This window comes from Micromonospora sp. USAFONa4 (assembly GCF_057197825.1).
In genome coordinates, this window is sequence record NZ_CM170072.1 from 5485250 (window position 1) to 5501650 (window position 16401).

Annotated in this window: 12 protein-coding genes and 1 riboswitch; of the genes, 5 read left to right on the forward strand and 7 right to left on the reverse strand. The window is 72.7% G+C overall.

Annotated elements, in window-relative coordinates; all coding sequences use genetic code 11:
• Positions 1-148: 148 nt before the first annotated feature.
• Complete coding sequence (locus AC0OO9_RS24180) at positions 149-2728, forward strand: DNA topoisomerase (ATP-hydrolyzing) (protein WP_484518029.1); 2580 nt, start codon at positions 149-151, stop codon at positions 2726-2728.
• Positions 2729-2899: 171 nt separating this feature from the next.
• On the opposite strand, the gene AC0OO9_RS24185 is transcribed toward AC0OO9_RS24180, so the two are convergent.
• From AC0OO9_RS24185 to AC0OO9_RS24195, 3 genes are all read right to left on the reverse strand, one after another.
• On the reverse strand, positions 2900-4240 hold the full coding sequence (locus AC0OO9_RS24185) for a uracil-xanthine permease family protein (RefSeq protein WP_484512588.1): 1341 nt from the start codon (positions 4238-4240) through the stop codon (positions 2900-2902).
• A 163-nt stretch (positions 4241-4403) separates the two neighbouring features.
• Entirely contained in the window at positions 4404-5039 is a 636-nt protein-coding gene (locus AC0OO9_RS24190; protein WP_484512590.1) for an alpha-ketoglutarate-dependent dioxygenase AlkB, read from the reverse strand.
• A gap of 99 nt (positions 5040-5138) precedes the next feature.
• Complete coding sequence (locus tag AC0OO9_RS24195) at positions 5139-6464, reverse strand: polysaccharide pyruvyl transferase family protein (protein ID WP_484512592.1); 1326 nt, start codon at positions 6462-6464, stop codon at positions 5139-5141.
• A 311-nt stretch (positions 6465-6775) separates the two neighbouring features.
• Here AC0OO9_RS24195 and AC0OO9_RS24200 point away from each other — a divergent pair, with 311 nt between their 5' ends.
• From AC0OO9_RS24200 to AC0OO9_RS24210, 3 genes are all read left to right on the forward strand, one after another.
• The gene (locus AC0OO9_RS24200; protein ID WP_484512593.1) at positions 6776-8005 is read left to right on the forward strand and encodes an acyltransferase family protein; all 1230 of its coding nucleotides are present in this window, start codon (positions 6776-6778) and stop codon (positions 8003-8005) included.
• Between the two features lie 320 nt (positions 8006-8325).
• Positions 8326-8466: riboswitch (cyclic di-AMP (ydaO/yuaA leader) on the forward strand.
• Positions 8467-8694: 228 nt separating this feature from the next.
• The gene (locus AC0OO9_RS24205; protein WP_484512594.1) at positions 8695-9540 is read left to right on the forward strand and encodes a C39 family peptidase; all 846 of its coding nucleotides are present in this window, start codon (positions 8695-8697) and stop codon (positions 9538-9540) included.
• A 105-nt stretch (positions 9541-9645) separates the two neighbouring features.
• Entirely contained in the window at positions 9646-10389 is a 744-nt protein-coding gene (locus AC0OO9_RS24210; protein ID WP_484512596.1) for an alpha/beta fold hydrolase, read from the forward strand.
• Between the two features lie 59 nt (positions 10390-10448).
• On the opposite strand, the gene AC0OO9_RS24215 is transcribed toward AC0OO9_RS24210, so the two are convergent.
• From AC0OO9_RS24215 to AC0OO9_RS24230, 4 genes are all read right to left on the reverse strand, one after another.
• Complete coding sequence (locus AC0OO9_RS24215; protein WP_484512597.1) at positions 10449-12176, reverse strand: CDP-glycerol glycerophosphotransferase family protein; 1728 nt, start codon at positions 12174-12176, stop codon at positions 10449-10451.
• A 36-nt stretch (positions 12177-12212) separates the two neighbouring features.
• Complete coding sequence (locus AC0OO9_RS24220; protein ID WP_484512599.1) at positions 12213-13715, reverse strand: D-ribitol-5-phosphate cytidylyltransferase; 1503 nt, start codon at positions 13713-13715, stop codon at positions 12213-12215.
• A 144-nt stretch (positions 13716-13859) separates the two neighbouring features.
• Complete coding sequence (locus AC0OO9_RS24225) at positions 13860-14675, reverse strand: ABC transporter ATP-binding protein (RefSeq protein ID WP_121395673.1); 816 nt, start codon at positions 14673-14675, stop codon at positions 13860-13862.
• Positions 14668-15564 (reverse strand): ABC transporter permease, encoded by an 897-nt coding sequence (locus AC0OO9_RS24230; protein WP_357580618.1) that lies wholly within the window; start codon positions 15562-15564, stop codon positions 14668-14670. The genes AC0OO9_RS24225 and AC0OO9_RS24230 overlap by 8 nt, the downstream gene beginning before the upstream one ends.
• 151 nt (positions 15565-15715) lie before the next feature.
• On the opposite strand from AC0OO9_RS24230, the gene AC0OO9_RS24235 reads away from it, so the two are divergent.
• Positions 15716-16396 carry a TetR/AcrR family transcriptional regulator gene (locus AC0OO9_RS24235; RefSeq protein WP_484512602.1) on the forward strand — a complete coding sequence of 227 codons (681 nt, stop codon included), beginning with the start codon at positions 15716-15718 and terminating at the stop codon, positions 16394-16396.
• Positions 16397-16401: the final 5 nt, after the last annotated feature.

Consider the following 16401-nt stretch of genomic DNA (forward strand, 5'->3'; position numbering starts at 1 on the left):
TACCGGCCGGGATGCTGCTGTGGTCGCCGAGTTGCTCCTGCCCTGGGTACGCATCGGTTACAAGAGCGACGGCCTCCGGCGGGTGGTCGAGCTGGGCTATCGATACGGGGGCAAACAGGGCAACGACCGCCTGCCGTGCCGGCCGGTGATGCAGGAGTTCACCAACGCCCATCAGGGCGGTGGATGGTTCCGCGACGAGGACGGCAACGCCTTCCGGGCGTCCCTGTCAGGCCCTGGGAGCAAGGTGCGGTACGGCAAGGACCGCAACGGTCTGCCCTTGTCGGAGCGGTCGTTTCCGCTTTGGCGCGCGGAGCGGGACGGTTGGGTTCGCAAACTCCGGCGCATCGGTTCGCCCCTCGCCGGCCGACTCGAGTCGTTGGCTGGGCAGTCGTTCCTGCGGGTTGTCTCCGTCGAAGCCGTGGCGTCCGCTACCACCTACGACATCCAGGTCGACTCCGACGAGCACGCCTTCGTCGCTGAGGGCTACGTGGTCCACAACTGCATGGGCAAGTACCACCCGCACGGCGACACCGCGATCTACGACGCGATGGTGCGGCTGGCGCAGAGCTTCTCGTTGAACGTTCCCCTCATCGACGGGCATGGAAATTTCGGAAGCCCGGACGATGGGCCGGCGGCCTCGAGATACACCGAGGCCCGGATGTCGCGGGAGGCGATGCTGCTCGTCGGCGAGCTGGGCGAGGACACGGTCGACGTCGAGCCCAACTACGACGGTTCGCTGACCCAGCCCACCGTGCTGCCCGCCGCGTTCCCCAACCTGCTGGTCAACGGCGCGTCGGGGATCGCGGTCGGCATGGCGACCAACATGATTCCGCACAACCTCGGCGAGGTGGTCTCCGCCGCCCGCTGGCTGATCAACCACCCGGACGCCACGCTCGACAAGCTCATGGAGTTCGTCCCCGGCCCCGACCTGCCCACCGGCGGCCTGCTGCTCGGGCTCGACGAGGTGCGGCGGGCCTACGAGACCGGGCGCGGCGTCGTGCGGATGCGGGGCAAGGTCGAGATCGGCCCGCTGGAGGGCAGCCGGGGCCGGCAGGCGATCACCGTCGTGGAGCTGCCGTACGGCGTCGGCGCCGAGAAGGTCATCGCGGCCATCACCAACGAGGTCAACAAGACCAAGCGGCTCACCGGCATCGCCGACGTCAAGGACCTCACCGACCGGGAGAGCGGCACCCGCCTGGTCGTCGAGTGCAAGGTCGGCGTCAACCCGCAGGCGCTGCTCGCCGACCTCTACCGGCTCACCCCGCTGGAGCAGTCGTTCGGCGTCAACAACCTGGTGCTGGTCGACGGGCAGCCGCAGACCCTCGGGCTGAAGGCGCTGCTGGAGGTCTTCCTGGCCCACCGCTACGAGGTGGTGACCCGGCGCAGCTCGTACCGCCGCCGCAAGCGCGAGGAGCGGCTGCACCTGGTCGACGGCCTGCTGATCGCCCTGCTCGACATCGACAAGGTGGTAAAGCTGATCCGGGCCAGCGAGGACGCCCAGGCCGCCAAGGACGGCCTGATGCAGAAGTTCAGGCTCTCCGAGATCCAGGCCACCTACATCCTGGACACCCCGCTGCGCCGGCTGACCAAGTACGACCGGATCGAGCTGGAGGCCGAGCAGGAGAAGCTCCGCAAGGAGATCGCCGAGCTCTCCACGATCCTCGACGACCCGAAGGTGCTGAAGAAGGTCGTCTCCGACGAGCTGGCGGCGGTGGTGAAGCAGTTCGGCGCGCCGCGCCGCACCACGCTCGTCGACGGGGACCTCAAGGAGGTGCTGGCCGCGTCCGCGCCGGCCGGCCCGCTGGAGGTCGCCGACGACCCCTGCCAGGTGATCCTCTCCGCGACCGGGCTGGTCGCCCGGACGGCGGCGGAGTCGGAGGAGGCGTCCGAGGGCCGCCGGCGGCACGGCCGGACGAAGCACGATGCCGTACGCGCCGTCGTGCACTCCACCGCCCGGGGGAAGGTGCTGCTGGTGACCAGCGCCGGCCGGGCGTTCAAGGTCGACGTGCTGCCGTTGCCGGTCCTGCCCGAGCAGGCGGGGACGGTGTCGCTGCGCGGCGGGATGGCCGCCGCCGAGCTGGTGCCGCTGGAATCGGGGGAGACCGTGGTCGGGCTGGCCCCGCTCGGGCCGACGGCCGAGGGCTCCCCGGGCCTCGCCCTGGGCACCCGGCAGGGCGTGGTCAAGGTCTGCGCACCGGAGTGGCCCGTGCGCTCGGACGAGTTCGAGGTGATCGGCCTGCGGGAGGGCGACGAGGTGGTCGGGGCGACCTGGCTCACCGACGGCGCGGAGACGCTCACCTTCGTCACGTCGGAGGCGTCGCTGCTGCGGTTCGCCGCCGGGCTGGTCCGGCCGCAGGGGACCAAGGGCGGCGGCATGTCGGGCATCAACCTGCCCGCCGGCGCCCGGGTGGTGTTCTTCGGGGCGGTCCGCACCGACGATCCGGGTCACGGCGAGCCGATGGTGGTCACCTCCACGGGCGCCACGGTGAAGGTGACGCCGTTCCAGGCGTACCCGGCGAAGGGGCGGGCGACCGGCGGGGTGCGCGCCCATCGCTTCCTCAAGGGTGAGACCGACGTGGCCGTCGCCTGGGTCGGGTCGCGTCCGGTGGCCGCCACCGCCACCGGCGAGCCGGTGGAGCTGCCGGCGGCGGACCCGCGCCGCGACGGCTCCGGCTTCGCCGTGATGCTGGGCCCCACCGTCGTCGGCCACCAGATCGAACGCGACTGACCTGTCAGCAGGAAGGGTCGGCTGCACCGCAGCCGGCCCTTCCTGCTCCCTGCGCCCCACCCAGCCCCGCTCGACGGGTCGCTGGCACTCCCGCCCCGCCGGTTCACCTGCCCCCGTCGATCATGAGGTTGGCTGGTCGGAATCGGGCATATTGCCCCGCTAACTTGATGATCAACGCTGCGAGGGGCGGGGCGGGGCGGGGGCGGTGCCGCGTAGGTGGGTCACCAGGCGCATGCCGTGGTAGACGGCCAGGGCGGCGGCGGTGCCCAGGGCGATGCCGTTGAACGAGAGGTCGCCGGCGGTGAGGGTGTAGTTGGCCGCGCCGACGATCACCGCGACGGCGGCGGTCATCAGGTTGACCGGGTCGTGGAAGTCCACCCGGCTCTCGATCCAGATCCGCGCGCCGAGGATGGCGATCAGGCCGTACAGGGCGGTGGTGGCGCCGCCGAGCACGCCGGCGGGCACGGTGAGGATCAGCGCGCCGAACTTCGGGCTGAGCCCGAGCAGCACCGCCGTCAGGCCGGCCACCCAGTACGCGGCGGTGGAGTAGACCCGGGTCGCCGCCATCACGCCGATGTTCTCCGCGTAGGTGGTGGTGCCGGAGCCGCCGCCGGAGCCGGCGAGCATCGTGGCCAGCCCGTCGCCCATGAACGCCCGGCCCATGTCGCGGTCCAGGTTCCGGCCGGTCATCGCGGCGACCGCCTTGACGTGCCCGGCGTTCTCGGCGATCAGGACCAGGATCACCGGGATCACCAGCACTACCGCCCGCAGGCTGAAGCTCGGCGCGTGGAACTCGGGCAGGCCGACCCAGGCGGCGTCGCGCAGGCCGTCGACCGCCTTCGGGTCCAGGTCGCCGAGCGCGGCGGCGAGGGCCCAGCCGACCACCACACCCAGCAGGATGGAGAGCCGGGCCAGGAAGCCCCGGAAGGCCACCGTGGCGAGCAGGATGGCGGCCAGGGTCACCACCGCGATCAGCGGCTGCGCCTTCACGCCGGTGCCGCTCCCGTCGCCGTCCCAGGCGACCGGGGCGAGGTTCAGGCCGATCAGCGCGACGATCGCCCCGGTGACCACGGGCGGCATCAGCGCGTCGATCCAGCGCGACCCGGCGAGCTGGACGATCAGCCCGACGGCGGCCAGCGCCGCGCCGGCGACGACGATGCCGCCGAGCGCCGGGCCGATGTCGCCGCCGGCCTTGGCCGCCAGCACCGGCGCGATGAAGGCGAAGGACGAGCCGAGGTACGAGGGCAGCCGGTTGCCGGTGATCAGCAGGAACAGCAGCGTGCCGAGCCCGGAGAAGAAGAGCGTGGTGGCCGGCGGGAAGCCGGTGATGAGCGGCACCGTGAAGGTGGCGCCGAACATCGCGACGACGTGCTGCACGCCGACGCCGAGGGTGCGCGGCCAGGAGAGGCGTTCGTCGGGGTGGACCACGTCGCCGGGGCGGATGGACCGGCCGTCGCCGTGGACCGCCCAGGCGGACCAACGGGAGCGCGGCTCGGTGGATGGCTGGGTCATGGAACGCCCTTCGCGTCGTGGAGAGGTGACGGGGGCGCAGGTGAAACCCAGGAGTCGTTTCTAGCAGAGGCCCGGCTCGGCCCGGCCGGTGGCCCGGCAGTGGTTCGGCTGGTGGCCTGGGCGGGGCCGTTCGGCCCGCGACCGTTGCCTGCGTCGGGGCGGGTCAGGCGACGCCGGCGGGGCGGAACTGGACGCTGACGCGGGGCCCGACGGGGCGGGTGGTCTTGGGCACGGCGTGCTCCCAGGTGCGCTGGCAGGAGCCGCCCATCACCACGAGGTCGCCGTGGCCGAGTGGGAAGCGCAGGCTGTCGCCGCCACCGCGGGGCCGCAGCAGCAGTGTGCGCGGCGAGCCGAACGAGACGATGGCGACCATGGTGTCGGTGTGCGCGGAGCGGCCCTTGGTGTCGCCGTGCCAGGCGACGCTGTCCCGGCCGGAGCGGTAGAGGCACATGCCGGCGGTGACGAAGGGCTCGCCGAGCTCGGGGGCGTAGTGCCGGGTGAGGGCGGCGCGCGCCTCGGTGAGCAGCGGGTGCGGCAGCGGGCGGTGCCCGGCGTACCAGCAGAGCAGCCGGGGCACGTCGACCTCGGCGTCGTACATCGTGCGGCGCTCGGCCCGCCAGGGGACGTCCCGCAGCAGGACGTCGAAGACCTGGTCGGAGCCGGTGACCCAGCCGGGGAGATGGTCGACCCACGCGCCGTGGGTGAGCGGGTGCCGGCGCAGCCGGTCGGCCAGCGGGCTCAGCGACGGTCCGGTGGCGGTGAGGTCGAACATCGACGGCTGGTAGGCGGCCCCGGTCATCCGCCCAGCGTACCCGCCGTGTTGGTACAGGTGTACGGACGCGTCGCCCGCCCGCCGACCGCCGGCGGGGGAGGCCGGTCGGGCGGTGCGAACCCCGCCTCAGCGGTTCAGCATCCGGCGCACCCGGCCGCCGATCACCTGCTTGACCCGGGTCTGCAGGCGCTGCCCGCGCAGCGTCTCCGTCTCCTTGCGCAGCTCGACGTTGCGGTCGCGCAGCCACTGGATCCGCTCCAGCAGCGCGTCGGGGGCGGTCGCGGCGGCCGGGCGTACGGCGGGCGGGAAGGCGGTGGAGCGCACCTGCGCGTCGAACCGGGCCGCGCTGTCGCCGTCGGCGAAGGCGTGGCCCAGGTCGTGCTTGGCGAGGAAGGCGAGCATCGTCTCGTAGCGCGACTTGTGGCCGGCGTTGAGCGCCGTGTAGTCCGCCTCCGCGTAGAGCTGGGCGGCGTCGACGTCGGCCGGCACGTCCTTCATCACCCGGTGCGGGATCTCGAAGTACCGGGCGAGTTCCAGGGTGCGCGAGTCGTGCGCGAAGAGGTAGCCGGGCGTGCCGGCGATGAGCGCGGTGATGGTGCCGTGGATCCGGGTGCCGAACGCGAAGTCGAACCCGGCGAGGTAGTCCATCCAGGTCCAGGGGTCGACGAACATCCGCACCTTGTCCTCGGTGAACAGCGGGTGCGAGGTGTGGATCGGGATCCTGCTGGTCCTGCCCCGGTCGCCGGGGGCGTCGCCGTAGAGCAGCGTGCCGAGCGTCTTGAGGTCCTGCGGCAGGTAGCGCAGGTTCGGGTACCGCTCGTGGTGCCGGGCGATGATCTCCGCCATCGACGTGACGTACGGGGAGACGGTGAGCGCGAGCCTGTCGTCGGGCGACAGGGACGCCTTCCCCTTCTCCACCCGCAGGCTGTCGCCGTGCAGGAACATCGACGGGCAGCCGATCACGTCGACGGCCGAGAAGCCCAGGGTGCGCAGGTAATCACGGGTGATCTCGCCGCGTACGCCGATGCTGTGCGAGCGGTCGAGGACCGCCCGTACGAACCGGGTCACGACGTCGTCGATGGGGCGGAGGTACTCCCGGTCGCCGTTGACGTCGGTCTGCACGCCCACCCCGAGCACCACCACCGGGATCTTGAGCTGCTCGATGAGCTTCGTCATGGCCTCGACGCGGTGGGCGTAGCTGCGGCGGAAGGCGTTGGCGAGCGGCACCACGTAGACGTCGTACCGCTCGTTGATCATGTCGGCGTCGCGCGGATTGATCCTGAACTCGGTCGAGGTGATCTCGGCGGTGGCGGTGCGCAGGAGCTTGTGGGCGGCGTGGCTGAAGACGAGGTTGCCGTTGTTGTCGCCGATCCAGTTCCGCTCGTGCGTCTCCTCCGGCGAGTAGACGTCGAACGGGCCCTTCTTCGCCCGCATCAGGATTCGCTTGTGCATCCGCCCGCCTCTCGTCACCTCCGGGTCTGGGAATACTAGCCACCCGTTCGGCCGCAACCCGGAGGCCCGCCACCGCCGTCACGGATGGGGACGCAACGGTCACGGAGGGACGGGAGGAACGGGATTCCCCCACGGGACAGAACGGGCACTCGCGGACGGGACGGAACAGAGCCTCAGGCCCGGCGGGTAGGGTGCCCGGCGGGGCGGCGCCGACCGGTGGACCGCCACGGGGCCCTTTCGGGGGCGCCTGAGGACGGGGTCGAGGAGGAGACGTACGTGCTGGTGACCCTGCGGATCGTCGGGATGCCGGCATGAACGACGTCGCGCCGGCCGCCCGGCCCGCGTCCCCGGCCAGCCGCCTGCCGTCGCTGACCGGGCTGCGCTGGGTCGCCGCCCTGCTCGTCTTCGGGTTCCACGTCGCGACGATGGGCATCATCGCCGAGCCCGGCCAGAAGGCCGTCGTGGACTGGGCCTTCGCCCTCGGGCTGTCGGGCGTGCAGTTCTTCTTCATCCTCAGCGGCTTCGTGCTGGTCTGGTCGGCCCGCCCCACCGACACCCGTCGGGCGTTCTGGCGGCGCCGGGTGGCCAAGATCTGGCCGAGCCACGTGGTGCTGTGGGTGGCGGCCCTGGCGGTCGCGGCCTGGTTCGCGGACCCCGTGGACCGGTTCGTCGCGGTGGAGAACCTGTTCCTCCTCCAGGCGTGGGACCCGCGGCCGGGCCACTTCTACAGCATCAACACGGTCAGCTGGTCGCTGTCCTGCGAGTTCTTCTTCTACCTCTGCCTGCCGTTGGCGCTGCCGCTGATCCGCCGGGCCCGGCCGTGGGCCCTGTGGGCCGTCGTGGTCGCGGTGCCGCTGCTCATCCTGGCGCTCTGGCCGGCCCAGGCGCTGGTGCCCGAGGAGAGCCGCTGGTGGTTCACCCAGATCTTCCCGCCGGTGCGGTCGCTGGAGTTCTGGATGGGCGTGGCCGCCGCCGAGCTGATGCGGCGTGGCCGGTGGCGCGGGCCGGGCCTGCCGCTGGCCAGCCTGCTCTTCGTGGCGACCTGGGTGGTCGCCGCGCAGTGGGTCCGCGCCGAACTGTGGGCGGCGCTGCTCTCGGTCGCGTACATCCTGGTCATCGCCGCGGCGGCGGACGCGGACGTGCGCGGGCGGCGCTCGCCGTGGCGGTCCCGGCCGATGATCTGGCTGGGTGAGGTCTCCTTCGCCTTCTATCTGGTGCACGTCCTCGTGATGATCACCGTCCTGCGGCTCACCGGAGACTGGGGCGTCGGCTTCACCGGCTGGTGGGGGCTGGCGGTGGTGCTCGGCTTCCTGCTGGCCAACCTGGCCCTGGCCGGCCTGTTGCACCGTCTCGTCGAGACGCCGATGATGCGGCTGCTCACCCCGCGCAGGCCGGCCCGGGCGCCGCAGGACGCCGACGGCGCCGGGCAGGACCCCGGCGGCCCCGGGGCGGCGCGGGGGGACCGGGGCAGCGCCGTGCCGCGCCCCCGGGCCGCCGACCCGCAGGGCGACCACCGACCGACGTACGCCGACTCGCGCTGAGCGCCCCCGGCGGCCGGAGAGTCCGGGCGACGAAATCCCGACCGTTTCGGTGACGCCGGTCACCACGCCGGCGAACCGGTCATCGGGCGCGGCCCGGTCGATTCCTGCCGGGGTTTCGGCGCCGATGTCCGCCACTTGTCCCGTTGTCGCCTGAAGGTGCGTGCAGAAACGGTCGTCCCATTGAGTCGCGTCAGTGGCGAAGTGCCCGCAAAAATTGTCTCCCGATCAAGGTTTAGGCAGGTGGGACGGGGTTGGCACGGCGCGGACCGGCCAGTAATGTCGGCGCGTCCGGTGCGGTACCCGATCGCCAGAGGCGACGCCGCGCCGACCCGCCTAATCGTGAACGACGAACCGGGGACCCAGTGCTCGTTGGGGTGAATCCGTGGGCCGTGGGCCCGTGGTAGGGCGTTCTTCCCGCCCGAATCCGTCAGCTAACCCGGTCGGCGGTGTCGGAAGGAGTTCCATCTTCATGCCACACCCGTACACCCCTCGGTTGTGCCGCCGTCTCCACGGCGCCGCGGTGACCGCGCTCGTCCGCCCGCAGGTCATGAGCTGACCCACCGGTCACCGTCCGTCGCCCGGCGTCCCGGGCGCATCCCCTGAGTGGCCCACCACCCGCCCGGACACCCGTCCGCGCGGCGGTCCGCCCTGCCCTCGGCGTGGACCGACGGCCGCTCACCCCCGAGCCCGTGGAGGAAACCGTGAAGCACCACCTCAAGCGACAGCTGCGCCGTCTCACGTCCGAGCGTCCGTACCAGCTGGCCGCCGCGTCCGCCGCGGCGCTCGTGCTGGCGTCGGGCACGGGCGCGCTGCTGGCCGGAGGCGACGAGGCCCCCGCCGCCGCGCAGGCCCCGGTGGCCGCCACCGAACTGCGGGACGACGCGGCGGCCTCGCGCAGCCAGGCCCGGGTCGCGCCCGCCCCGTCCAGTGCCGCCCCGGTCGCGTCCAGCGCCGCCCCGTCGGCCAGCGCGTCCAGCGCCGCCCCGGACCCGGACCTGACCCGCAAGCCGGCGCCGCCGAAGCCTCCGGCCGCCAGGAGCCTGGACTACGACTACCAGGCCCAGACCACCTTCTACAACTGTGGTCCGGCGGCCGTCCGGCACGCCCTCAGCGCCGCCGGCATCGCGCGCAGCCAGGACGCCCTCGGCGCCCAGCTGGGCACCGACCAGATGGGAACCGACTCGGCCGAGGACACCACCCGCGTGCTGAACGCGACGGTGAAGGGCGACCCGTACCGGACCCGGATGATCCCCGGTGGCGCCGCCACCCCGGCCCAGATGGACCGGCTCCAGGCCGACGTCGTCGCGGCCATCGCCGACGGGCGGGGCGTCGTGGTCAACGTCGCCGGCAGCGCCACGGACACCGACGGCGGCTGGCACTCCTTCCCCGGCGGCCACTACGTCGCGGTGGTCGGCTACCAGGACGAGGGGCGGCTGGTGAAGATCGCCGACTCGGCGAACCCGGCGGCCGCGTCGTACTGGATGAGCACCATCGCCCTGGCGAACTGGGCCGCCACCCGCGGCTACTCCGCCTGAGCGACGCCGTCGGGCGTCGGCTCCCCACCCGGGGGGTCGGCGCCCGATGTCGTGTCCGGGTCACGGCCCTCGCCCGCGGCGCCCGACGGGTGGCACACTGCGCCCATGGTCGATGAGTCGGGTGACCGGGACGGCCGGCGGGTGCTCCTGCTCCTGCACGGCATGGGCGCGACCGGCGACGTGTGGCTGCCCTGGGCGCCGCTGCTGGAGCATCGGTGGGCGGGGCGGTGGCTGGCGCCGGACCTCGCCGGCCACGGCTGGTCGCCGCCGCTGCCGGAGTACTCCTTCCCGGGGCTGGCCGCGCGGATCGCCGCAGGGCTCGCGGCGGGGGACCGGCTCGTCGTGCTGGGGCACTCCCTCGGCGGGGTGGTCGGGCTGGCGCTGGCCGCCCGGGGCGCCGGGCTGCCCGTCGACGCCGTCGTCGGGCTCGGCATCAAGGCCGTCTGGTCGCCGGCGGAGCTGGCCAAGGCGGGTGAGCTGGCGGCCCGGCCGGTGACCTGGTTCGCCAGCCGGGACGAGGCGGCCCGCCGCTACCTGCGGGTGGCCGGCCTGACCGGGCTCTTCGCCCCGGAACACCCCGTCGTGGAGGCGGGGCTGCGGCAGGTCGACGGCCGCTGGCGGCTGGCGATGGACCCGGCCGCTTTCGGCGTGGGCGCGCCGGAGCTGCCCGCCCTGCTGGCGGCGACCGACGTGCCCGTGCTGCTGGCCCGCGGCGAGCACGACCCCATGGTCACCGACGCCCAGCTCACCGAGCTGGGGGTGCCGGTCGCCGTCCTGCCCGGCCTCGGGCACAACGCCCACGTCGAGGCCCCCGATGCGGTCCTGGACCTCGTCGAGCCGTACCGCTGACGGTCCCCGGCCGGCCCGGAGATCCGCCGTCGCGGCCGGTGTGCCTCCCGACCGGGGCGTCAGGTGGCGGGGGAGAGGGTCGCCTCGTCCGGGTCGAGCGGCAGGCCGGTCGCGCCCCCCGTACGCGGGGCGGGCGTCCGCCAGCCCTCGTCGAGCTGGCGCCGGGCGGCCTCCAGGAACGCCTCGGCGTACGACTCGGCCGGGAAGTCGCCCAGGTAGCGGCTCCGGGTGGCCCACCGCGCCGAGGCCAGCGGATCGGTGTCCAGCAGCGCGGTCAGCACCTCGTCCACGTTCGCCATGTCGCGCCGCAGCACGTAGCCCGACCCGGCGAGCGGGAACTGCTCGGGGAACCGGTCGCCAGAGTCCACCATGTCGGTCACCGCGTACGGCTTGCCGGAGTAGAGGTAGTCGGAGATCACCCCGGACACGTCGGAGACCAGCGCGTCCGAGCGGTTCACGCACTCGGTCAGGGTCAGCTCCCGGCTGGCGGCGGCCCCGAAGACGTGCTGCCGGCCGCTGCGGGCCCGGTCCGCGGCCAGCAGCTCGGTGAGCCGGCCCAGCTGCCGGGCGGAGGCCGGGTTCTGCGAGGTGTACGGGTGGGCCCGCAGGATCACCGTCGCGCCCCGGTCGAGCAGCCGGCGCAGCAGCGTCTCGGCCACCGGCAGGGAGCAGTAGTTCGCGTCCGCGTTGTGCCCGGTCCAGGTCGGCGTGTAGAGCACGGTCGGGTTGGCCCGCCCGTGCGCCGGCTCCGGGCGTACCTCGATCGACTCGACCTGCGGGCGGCCGACGACGACGAACTTCTCCGCCGGGATGTCCACCCCGGCGCGGGCGTACCGGTCGACGGCGGCCTGGCCGGCGACGAAGATCCGGTCGAAGATCGCCGAGACCGGGTTGGCGCTGGGGGCCTTGTCGCTGTCGCCGTGGTGCAGCTGGACGTGGGTCAGCTGGGTGTAGCGGATGCAGTGGCTGTTCTTCGCGCCGTGGTTGACGTAGAACGCCACCCGCAGGCTCGGCACCAGCGCCTCGTCCATGGCCCTGGTGGTGGGGCAGTAGACCACGGGCGCGCTGGTGGCCGCGGCGACCAGGGGCAGGAACTCCGGCTCGCGCACCATCACCAGGAACGGCCGGCCGATCCGCTCCAGGTACGGCAGCCACATGGTGACCTGGTACTCCGAGCCGGGCGGCGCGGAGAAGTGGAGCAGGAACTCGGGCTGGTGCCGGCGCAGCGCGCGGGACACCGCCGAGCCGCCGGCCCCGGGCCGGAACTTGCGCCGGGCCAGGTCCAGCCCGACCGCCGCGGCACCGGCGGCGACCAGGGCGACGGCCGCCAGCGCGGCACCGGCCGGCAGGCCCGCGACGGCCGCCAGCGCCAGCAGGGCGAGCAGCCCCGCCAGCGCGTCGCCGAGGCGGGCGGCGACCAGCGGCGTCCATGAGCGCACCTGCAGGTTCGCGGCGCGCACCTCCAGGCCGCCGGCGTCGCGGAGCGGGTTGACCAGCAGCACCAGCCCCAGCAGGGCCAGCGCGGTCACGGCCAGCGCGGGATCGAACCCGGCGTCGAGGCGGCGGGCGTAGCCGACCAGGATCGCCGCCGCGACAAGCGTGGTCTCGGCGGCGTTGTCGGCGCCCGGGCGCACCCGTCGCTCCCAGGTGGCCGCCGCGAGGGCGGCCACGGCCAGCCCCAGCCCCCAGCCGGTCGCGCCGGTCAGCGCGACGACGAGGAACGCCAGCACCGCCAGGCCGGTGGCCAGCGCGCGGGCGAGCAGCTTCCGTACCAGGTCACCACGCATGTCGGCTCCCTCTCCCGCCGTGGCCCGAAATCCGCGTCAGCCGGCGTCGGCCGGGCTGGCGTCCCGCTCGACCCGTGCCGGCCCCGGCTGGGCCGGCACCTCGCCGGGCGCGCGACGCACGTCGATGACCTGGCCGGTCAGGTCCGAGATCAGCACGTCCAGCGACGCCTGGGCGACGGTCTCGGCGGCGAGCAGGGTGTGCTCCGGCTCCTCGCCGAACGCCTTGGTGCGCATCGGCGTCGCGGTCCGCTCGGGGTTGACGCAGTTGACCCGTACGCCGAACTCCGCCCACTCGTCGGAGAGCGCCTGGGTGAGGTTGACCAGGGCCGCCTTGGTGGAGGAGTAGAGCGCGTAGTCGGCGCGGCCCCGGGTGTAGGAGCTGGAGGTGTAGAGCAGCAGCTGGCCCTTGGTCTGCTGGAGGTAGGGCAGCGACTGGCGGGCCACGATGACCGGCCCCACGAAGTTGACCTGGAGCACCCGGTCCATGGTCTCCTGGTCCATCCCGGACAGGGGACCCTTCTCCAGGATGCCGGCGGTGACCACCACGTGGTCGATCCGGCCGGTGGCCTCGAAGGCGGTCTTCAGTGCCGCCCCGACGTCCTCGGCGCGCTCGACGTGGGTGCCGGTGCTGGAGCGGCTGAACGGGAAGACCTGCGCGCCGTAGCGGCGGGCCAGCTCGGCGAGGTCGTGGCCGATGCCGTAGCTGCCGCCGAAGATCACGATGGTCCGGCCGGTCAGCTCCTCGGTGTAGCTGCGCTCGTCGGTCACCCGGGGCGCCTGCGCGGCGGCGAGCTGGAACAGCTTGTCCGCCAGGTGCACGTCGACCGGGTGGGTGACCTTGATGTTCTCGTCGGAGCCGTCGATGACCTTGATCGGGGTGCCGGGCAGGTAGCGCAACACCACCCCGCAGTCGTCGGTGGCGGCGAAGTGCGGGTCGTCCTCGGCGAGCCGGTAGGCCTCGCGGATGGTGCCCGAGCGGAACGCCTGCGGCGTCTGGCCCCGGCGCAGCGAGGAGCGCACCGGGATGTCGGTGATGCAGTCGTCCTCGTCGACCTGGACGATCGTGTCGGCCGACGGGATGGCCACGTCGACCGCCGAGTACGTCCAGAGCGCGTTCACGCACTCCCGCACGATCCGGCCGCTGACCAGGGGCCGCACCGCGTCGTGGAAGAGGATGTTGCAGTCGCCCTCGCCGACGGCGTCGAGCGCGATCCGGGTGGTGGCGTTGCGGGTGTCGCCGCCCTCGATCACCTTCGTGACCTTGCGGAAGCCGGCCTTGTCGACGATCTGCTGGGCGTCGGCGACGTGGCCGGTGGCCATCAGCACGATGATCTCGTCGATCTCGGGCGCCGCCTCGAAGACCGCCAGGGTGTGCTCGATGATCGGCTTACCGGCGATTTTCAGCAGCTGCTTCGGGATGCCGAGGCCCAGCCGGGTCCCGGTGCCGCCGGCCAGCACCACCGCCACCGTCCGCGAGGGCCGCCACGGCGCCGGGTCCTCCGGTGCGGCGTGCGGGCCAGTGGTGTGGTCCTGCGTCATTGCCGAAGCCTCACTCTCAGGGTGCGTGAACAGAAGGTTCCGCCCGCGCGGCGACCGGATGAACCTTAACGCGCGGACCGCGCCGCCCCCACGGGGCGACGCGGTCGGCCGGCACCGGGCGGATGCCGTACGTGCGCCGTTGCGCTACTTGCCGCTGAACGCCTCGTACTCCCGGACGACCTCGTCGGTCGGGCCGTCCATGCGCAGGACGCCCGATTCCAGCCAGATCGTCCGCTCGCAGGTGTCCCGGATCGAGGAGAGTTGGTGGCTGACGAGGAACACCGTGCCGGCGCCCTCCCGCAGCTCCCGCACCCGCCGCTCGCTGCGCTTGCGGAAGATCTTGTCGCCGGTGGCGAGGGCCTCGTCGATGAGCAGCACGTCGTGCTTCTTGGCGGCGGCGATGGAGAAGCGCAGCCGGGCGCCCATGCCGGAGGAGTAGGTGCGCATCGGCAGCGAGGCGAAGTCGCCCCGCTGGTTGATGCCGGAGAAGTCGATGATCTCCGGGGTCCGCCGCTGCACCTCCTCGGGCGACATGCCCATGGCCAGGCAGCCCAGCACGACGTTGCGCTCGCCGGAGAGGTCGTTGAGCAGGGCCGCGTTGACCCCGAGCAGCGAGGGCTGCCCCTGCGTGTAGACCGCGCCGCGGTTGACCGGCAGCAGGCCGGCGATGGCGCGCAGCATGGTCGACTTGCCGGAGCCGTTGCTGCCGATCAGCCCGACCGCCTCGCCCCGGTACGCGGTGAAGCTGACCCCCTTGACCGCGTGCACCTCCTGGATGTTCGGCGCCGAGGTGCGGCTCATGATCCGCTTGAGCGCGCCGACCGGGCCGCCGCCCCCACCGGCGCCCTTGTGGATCCGGTAGATGACGTGGGCATCGTCCACCACCACGGTGGGGATGCGCTCCTGCACCTTGGGCAGCGTCACCGTCACGTCGTTGGACGACTCGAAGTGATCAACCACGGCCGTACTCCTGTTCGCCTCGCCAGAAGTAGATGAAACCTCCGACGCCCATCACGATCGCCCAGCCCAGCGCCGTCACCCAGAGCTGGGGCAGGGAGGAGCTGAGCGTCGGCGTGTTCTCCAGCAGCGAGACCCGGGCCAGCTCGATGTAGACGAGCGCGGGGTTGAGCTCGACCAGCCTGGAGGCCCAGGAGGGCAGCTGCTCCTCGAAGAGCGCCACGCTGTAGAGCACCCCGGAGCCGTACATCCAGGCGCGCATGACGAAGGGCATGACCTGCTTGAGGTCCGCCAGCTTCGAGCCCATCCGGGCCATCGCCATGGTCAGCCCGGCGTTGAAGATCGTCTGGAGCAGGATCGCCAGCGGCAGCATCAGCCAGGCCAGGGTGATCGGCTCACCGGTCACCAGCACGATGAGGACGAGCACCACCATCGAGCCGAGCAGCTGCTGGAACTGGGTGATCGTCACGGCCAGCGGCAGGCAGGCCCGGGGGAAGTGCAGGGCCCGGATCAGGCCCAGGTTGCTGGTGATCGACTGCGTGCCGTTCTGCACCGCGGTCTGGGTGAAGTTGAAGATGAACAGGCCGGTGCAGAGGTAGGCGATGAAGTTCGGGGTCCTGTTCTGCTCCAGCACCACACCGAAGATCAGGTAGTAGACCGCCGCGTTGGTCAGCGGGGTGAGCACCTGCCAGAGCTGCCCCAGCCGGGCGTTGCTGAACGACGCCACCAGCTTGGCGTTGGCGTACGCGGCGATGAAGTGCCGGTAGCGCCAGAGCTGCCCCGCGTATTCGCCCAGGGACGGCCGTTCGCCGGCGAACCGGAGACCGTAGCGCTGGGCGAGCTGGGCCCCGGTGAGCCCGGAATCCGGGTCTGCCACCGTGGTGTTGGCCATGGTTGGGCGCTCCGATCTCTTTCGTGCCAACGGGTTGCGCGCGACGACGGGAGAGCGTGGCCGGTGCGGAGCGCCGCCTCGTCGCCGGGCGAACCGTAGTGGAAAACACGTCGGGACGCAACCGTACCGTCGCTGCGCTACATTGTTGCACGTGAAGACCGATAAGAGGCGGGTGCCGGCCGGTGCGGCGGTGCTCCGTGACGACATCACCACGGCCATCCGCCGCGCGGTCACGCAGGAGCTGGCGGAGGTCGGCTACGGACGCTTGTCGATAGAGGCGGTGGCGCGGCGGGCCGGGGTCAGCAAGACGGCGATCTACCGGCGGTGGCGCTCCAAGCTCGAGCTGGTGCTCGACATGGTCTCCGCGGTCGCCGGGCGCAAGCTGCCGATGGTGGACGCCGGCAGCCTGCACGGGGACGTGGAGCTGCTGCTGCTCGTGGCCGCCGGTGCGCTACGTCACCCGCTGGCCTCGCAGATCATCCCGGACCTGCTCGCCGAGGCGGCGCGCAACCCGCAGATCGCCGAGACCCTCCAGCGGGCGCTGACCGGCTACCAGGACCGGGTCGGCGAGCTCGTCATCGGCCGGGCGGTCGAGCGGGGTGAGCTGCCGGCGGGCGCCGACCGGCGCGCCGCGGCGGATCTGATCGTCGGGCCGGTCTACTGGCGGCTGGCGATTTCGCGGACACCCCTTGACACGCCGGAGATCACGCGCATGGCCGCCGCGATCGTCGCGGCCCTGCGGGTAGCATGTACCGGTCCGTCCCTCGACGAGCCGGCGGTGTGGGACACCCGGTCCCTGACCACTTCTGAACCCCATCGGGCCGGTGCGTGAACGTT

Excerpts from the sequence above, each read along its gene's own strand:
- AC0OO9_RS24180 (WP_484518029.1), top strand. The coding sequence starts at position 149 with ATGCAGGAGTTCACCAACGCCCATCAGGGCGGTGGATGGTTCCGCGAC.
- AC0OO9_RS24185 (WP_484512588.1), bottom strand. The coding sequence starts at position 4,240 with ATGACCCAGCCATCCACCGAGCCGCGCTCCCGTTGGTCCGCCTGGGCG.
- AC0OO9_RS24190 (WP_484512590.1), bottom strand. The coding sequence starts at position 5,039 with ATGACCGGGGCCGCCTACCAGCCGTCGATGTTCGACCTCACCGCCACC.
- AC0OO9_RS24195 (WP_484512592.1), bottom strand. The coding sequence starts at position 6,464 with ATGCACAAGCGAATCCTGATGCGGGCGAAGAAGGGCCCGTTCGACGTC.
- AC0OO9_RS24200 (WP_484512593.1), top strand. The coding sequence starts at position 6,776 with ATGAACGACGTCGCGCCGGCCGCCCGGCCCGCGTCCCCGGCCAGCCGC.
- AC0OO9_RS24210 (WP_484512596.1), top strand. The coding sequence starts at position 9,646 with ATGGTCGATGAGTCGGGTGACCGGGACGGCCGGCGGGTGCTCCTGCTC.
- AC0OO9_RS24215 (WP_484512597.1), bottom strand. The coding sequence starts at position 12,176 with ATGCGTGGTGACCTGGTACGGAAGCTGCTCGCCCGCGCGCTGGCCACC.
- AC0OO9_RS24220 (WP_484512599.1), bottom strand. The coding sequence starts at position 13,715 with ATGACGCAGGACCACACCACTGGCCCGCACGCCGCACCGGAGGACCCG.
- AC0OO9_RS24230 (WP_357580618.1), bottom strand. The coding sequence starts at position 15,564 with ATGGCCAACACCACGGTGGCAGACCCGGATTCCGGGCTCACCGGGGCC.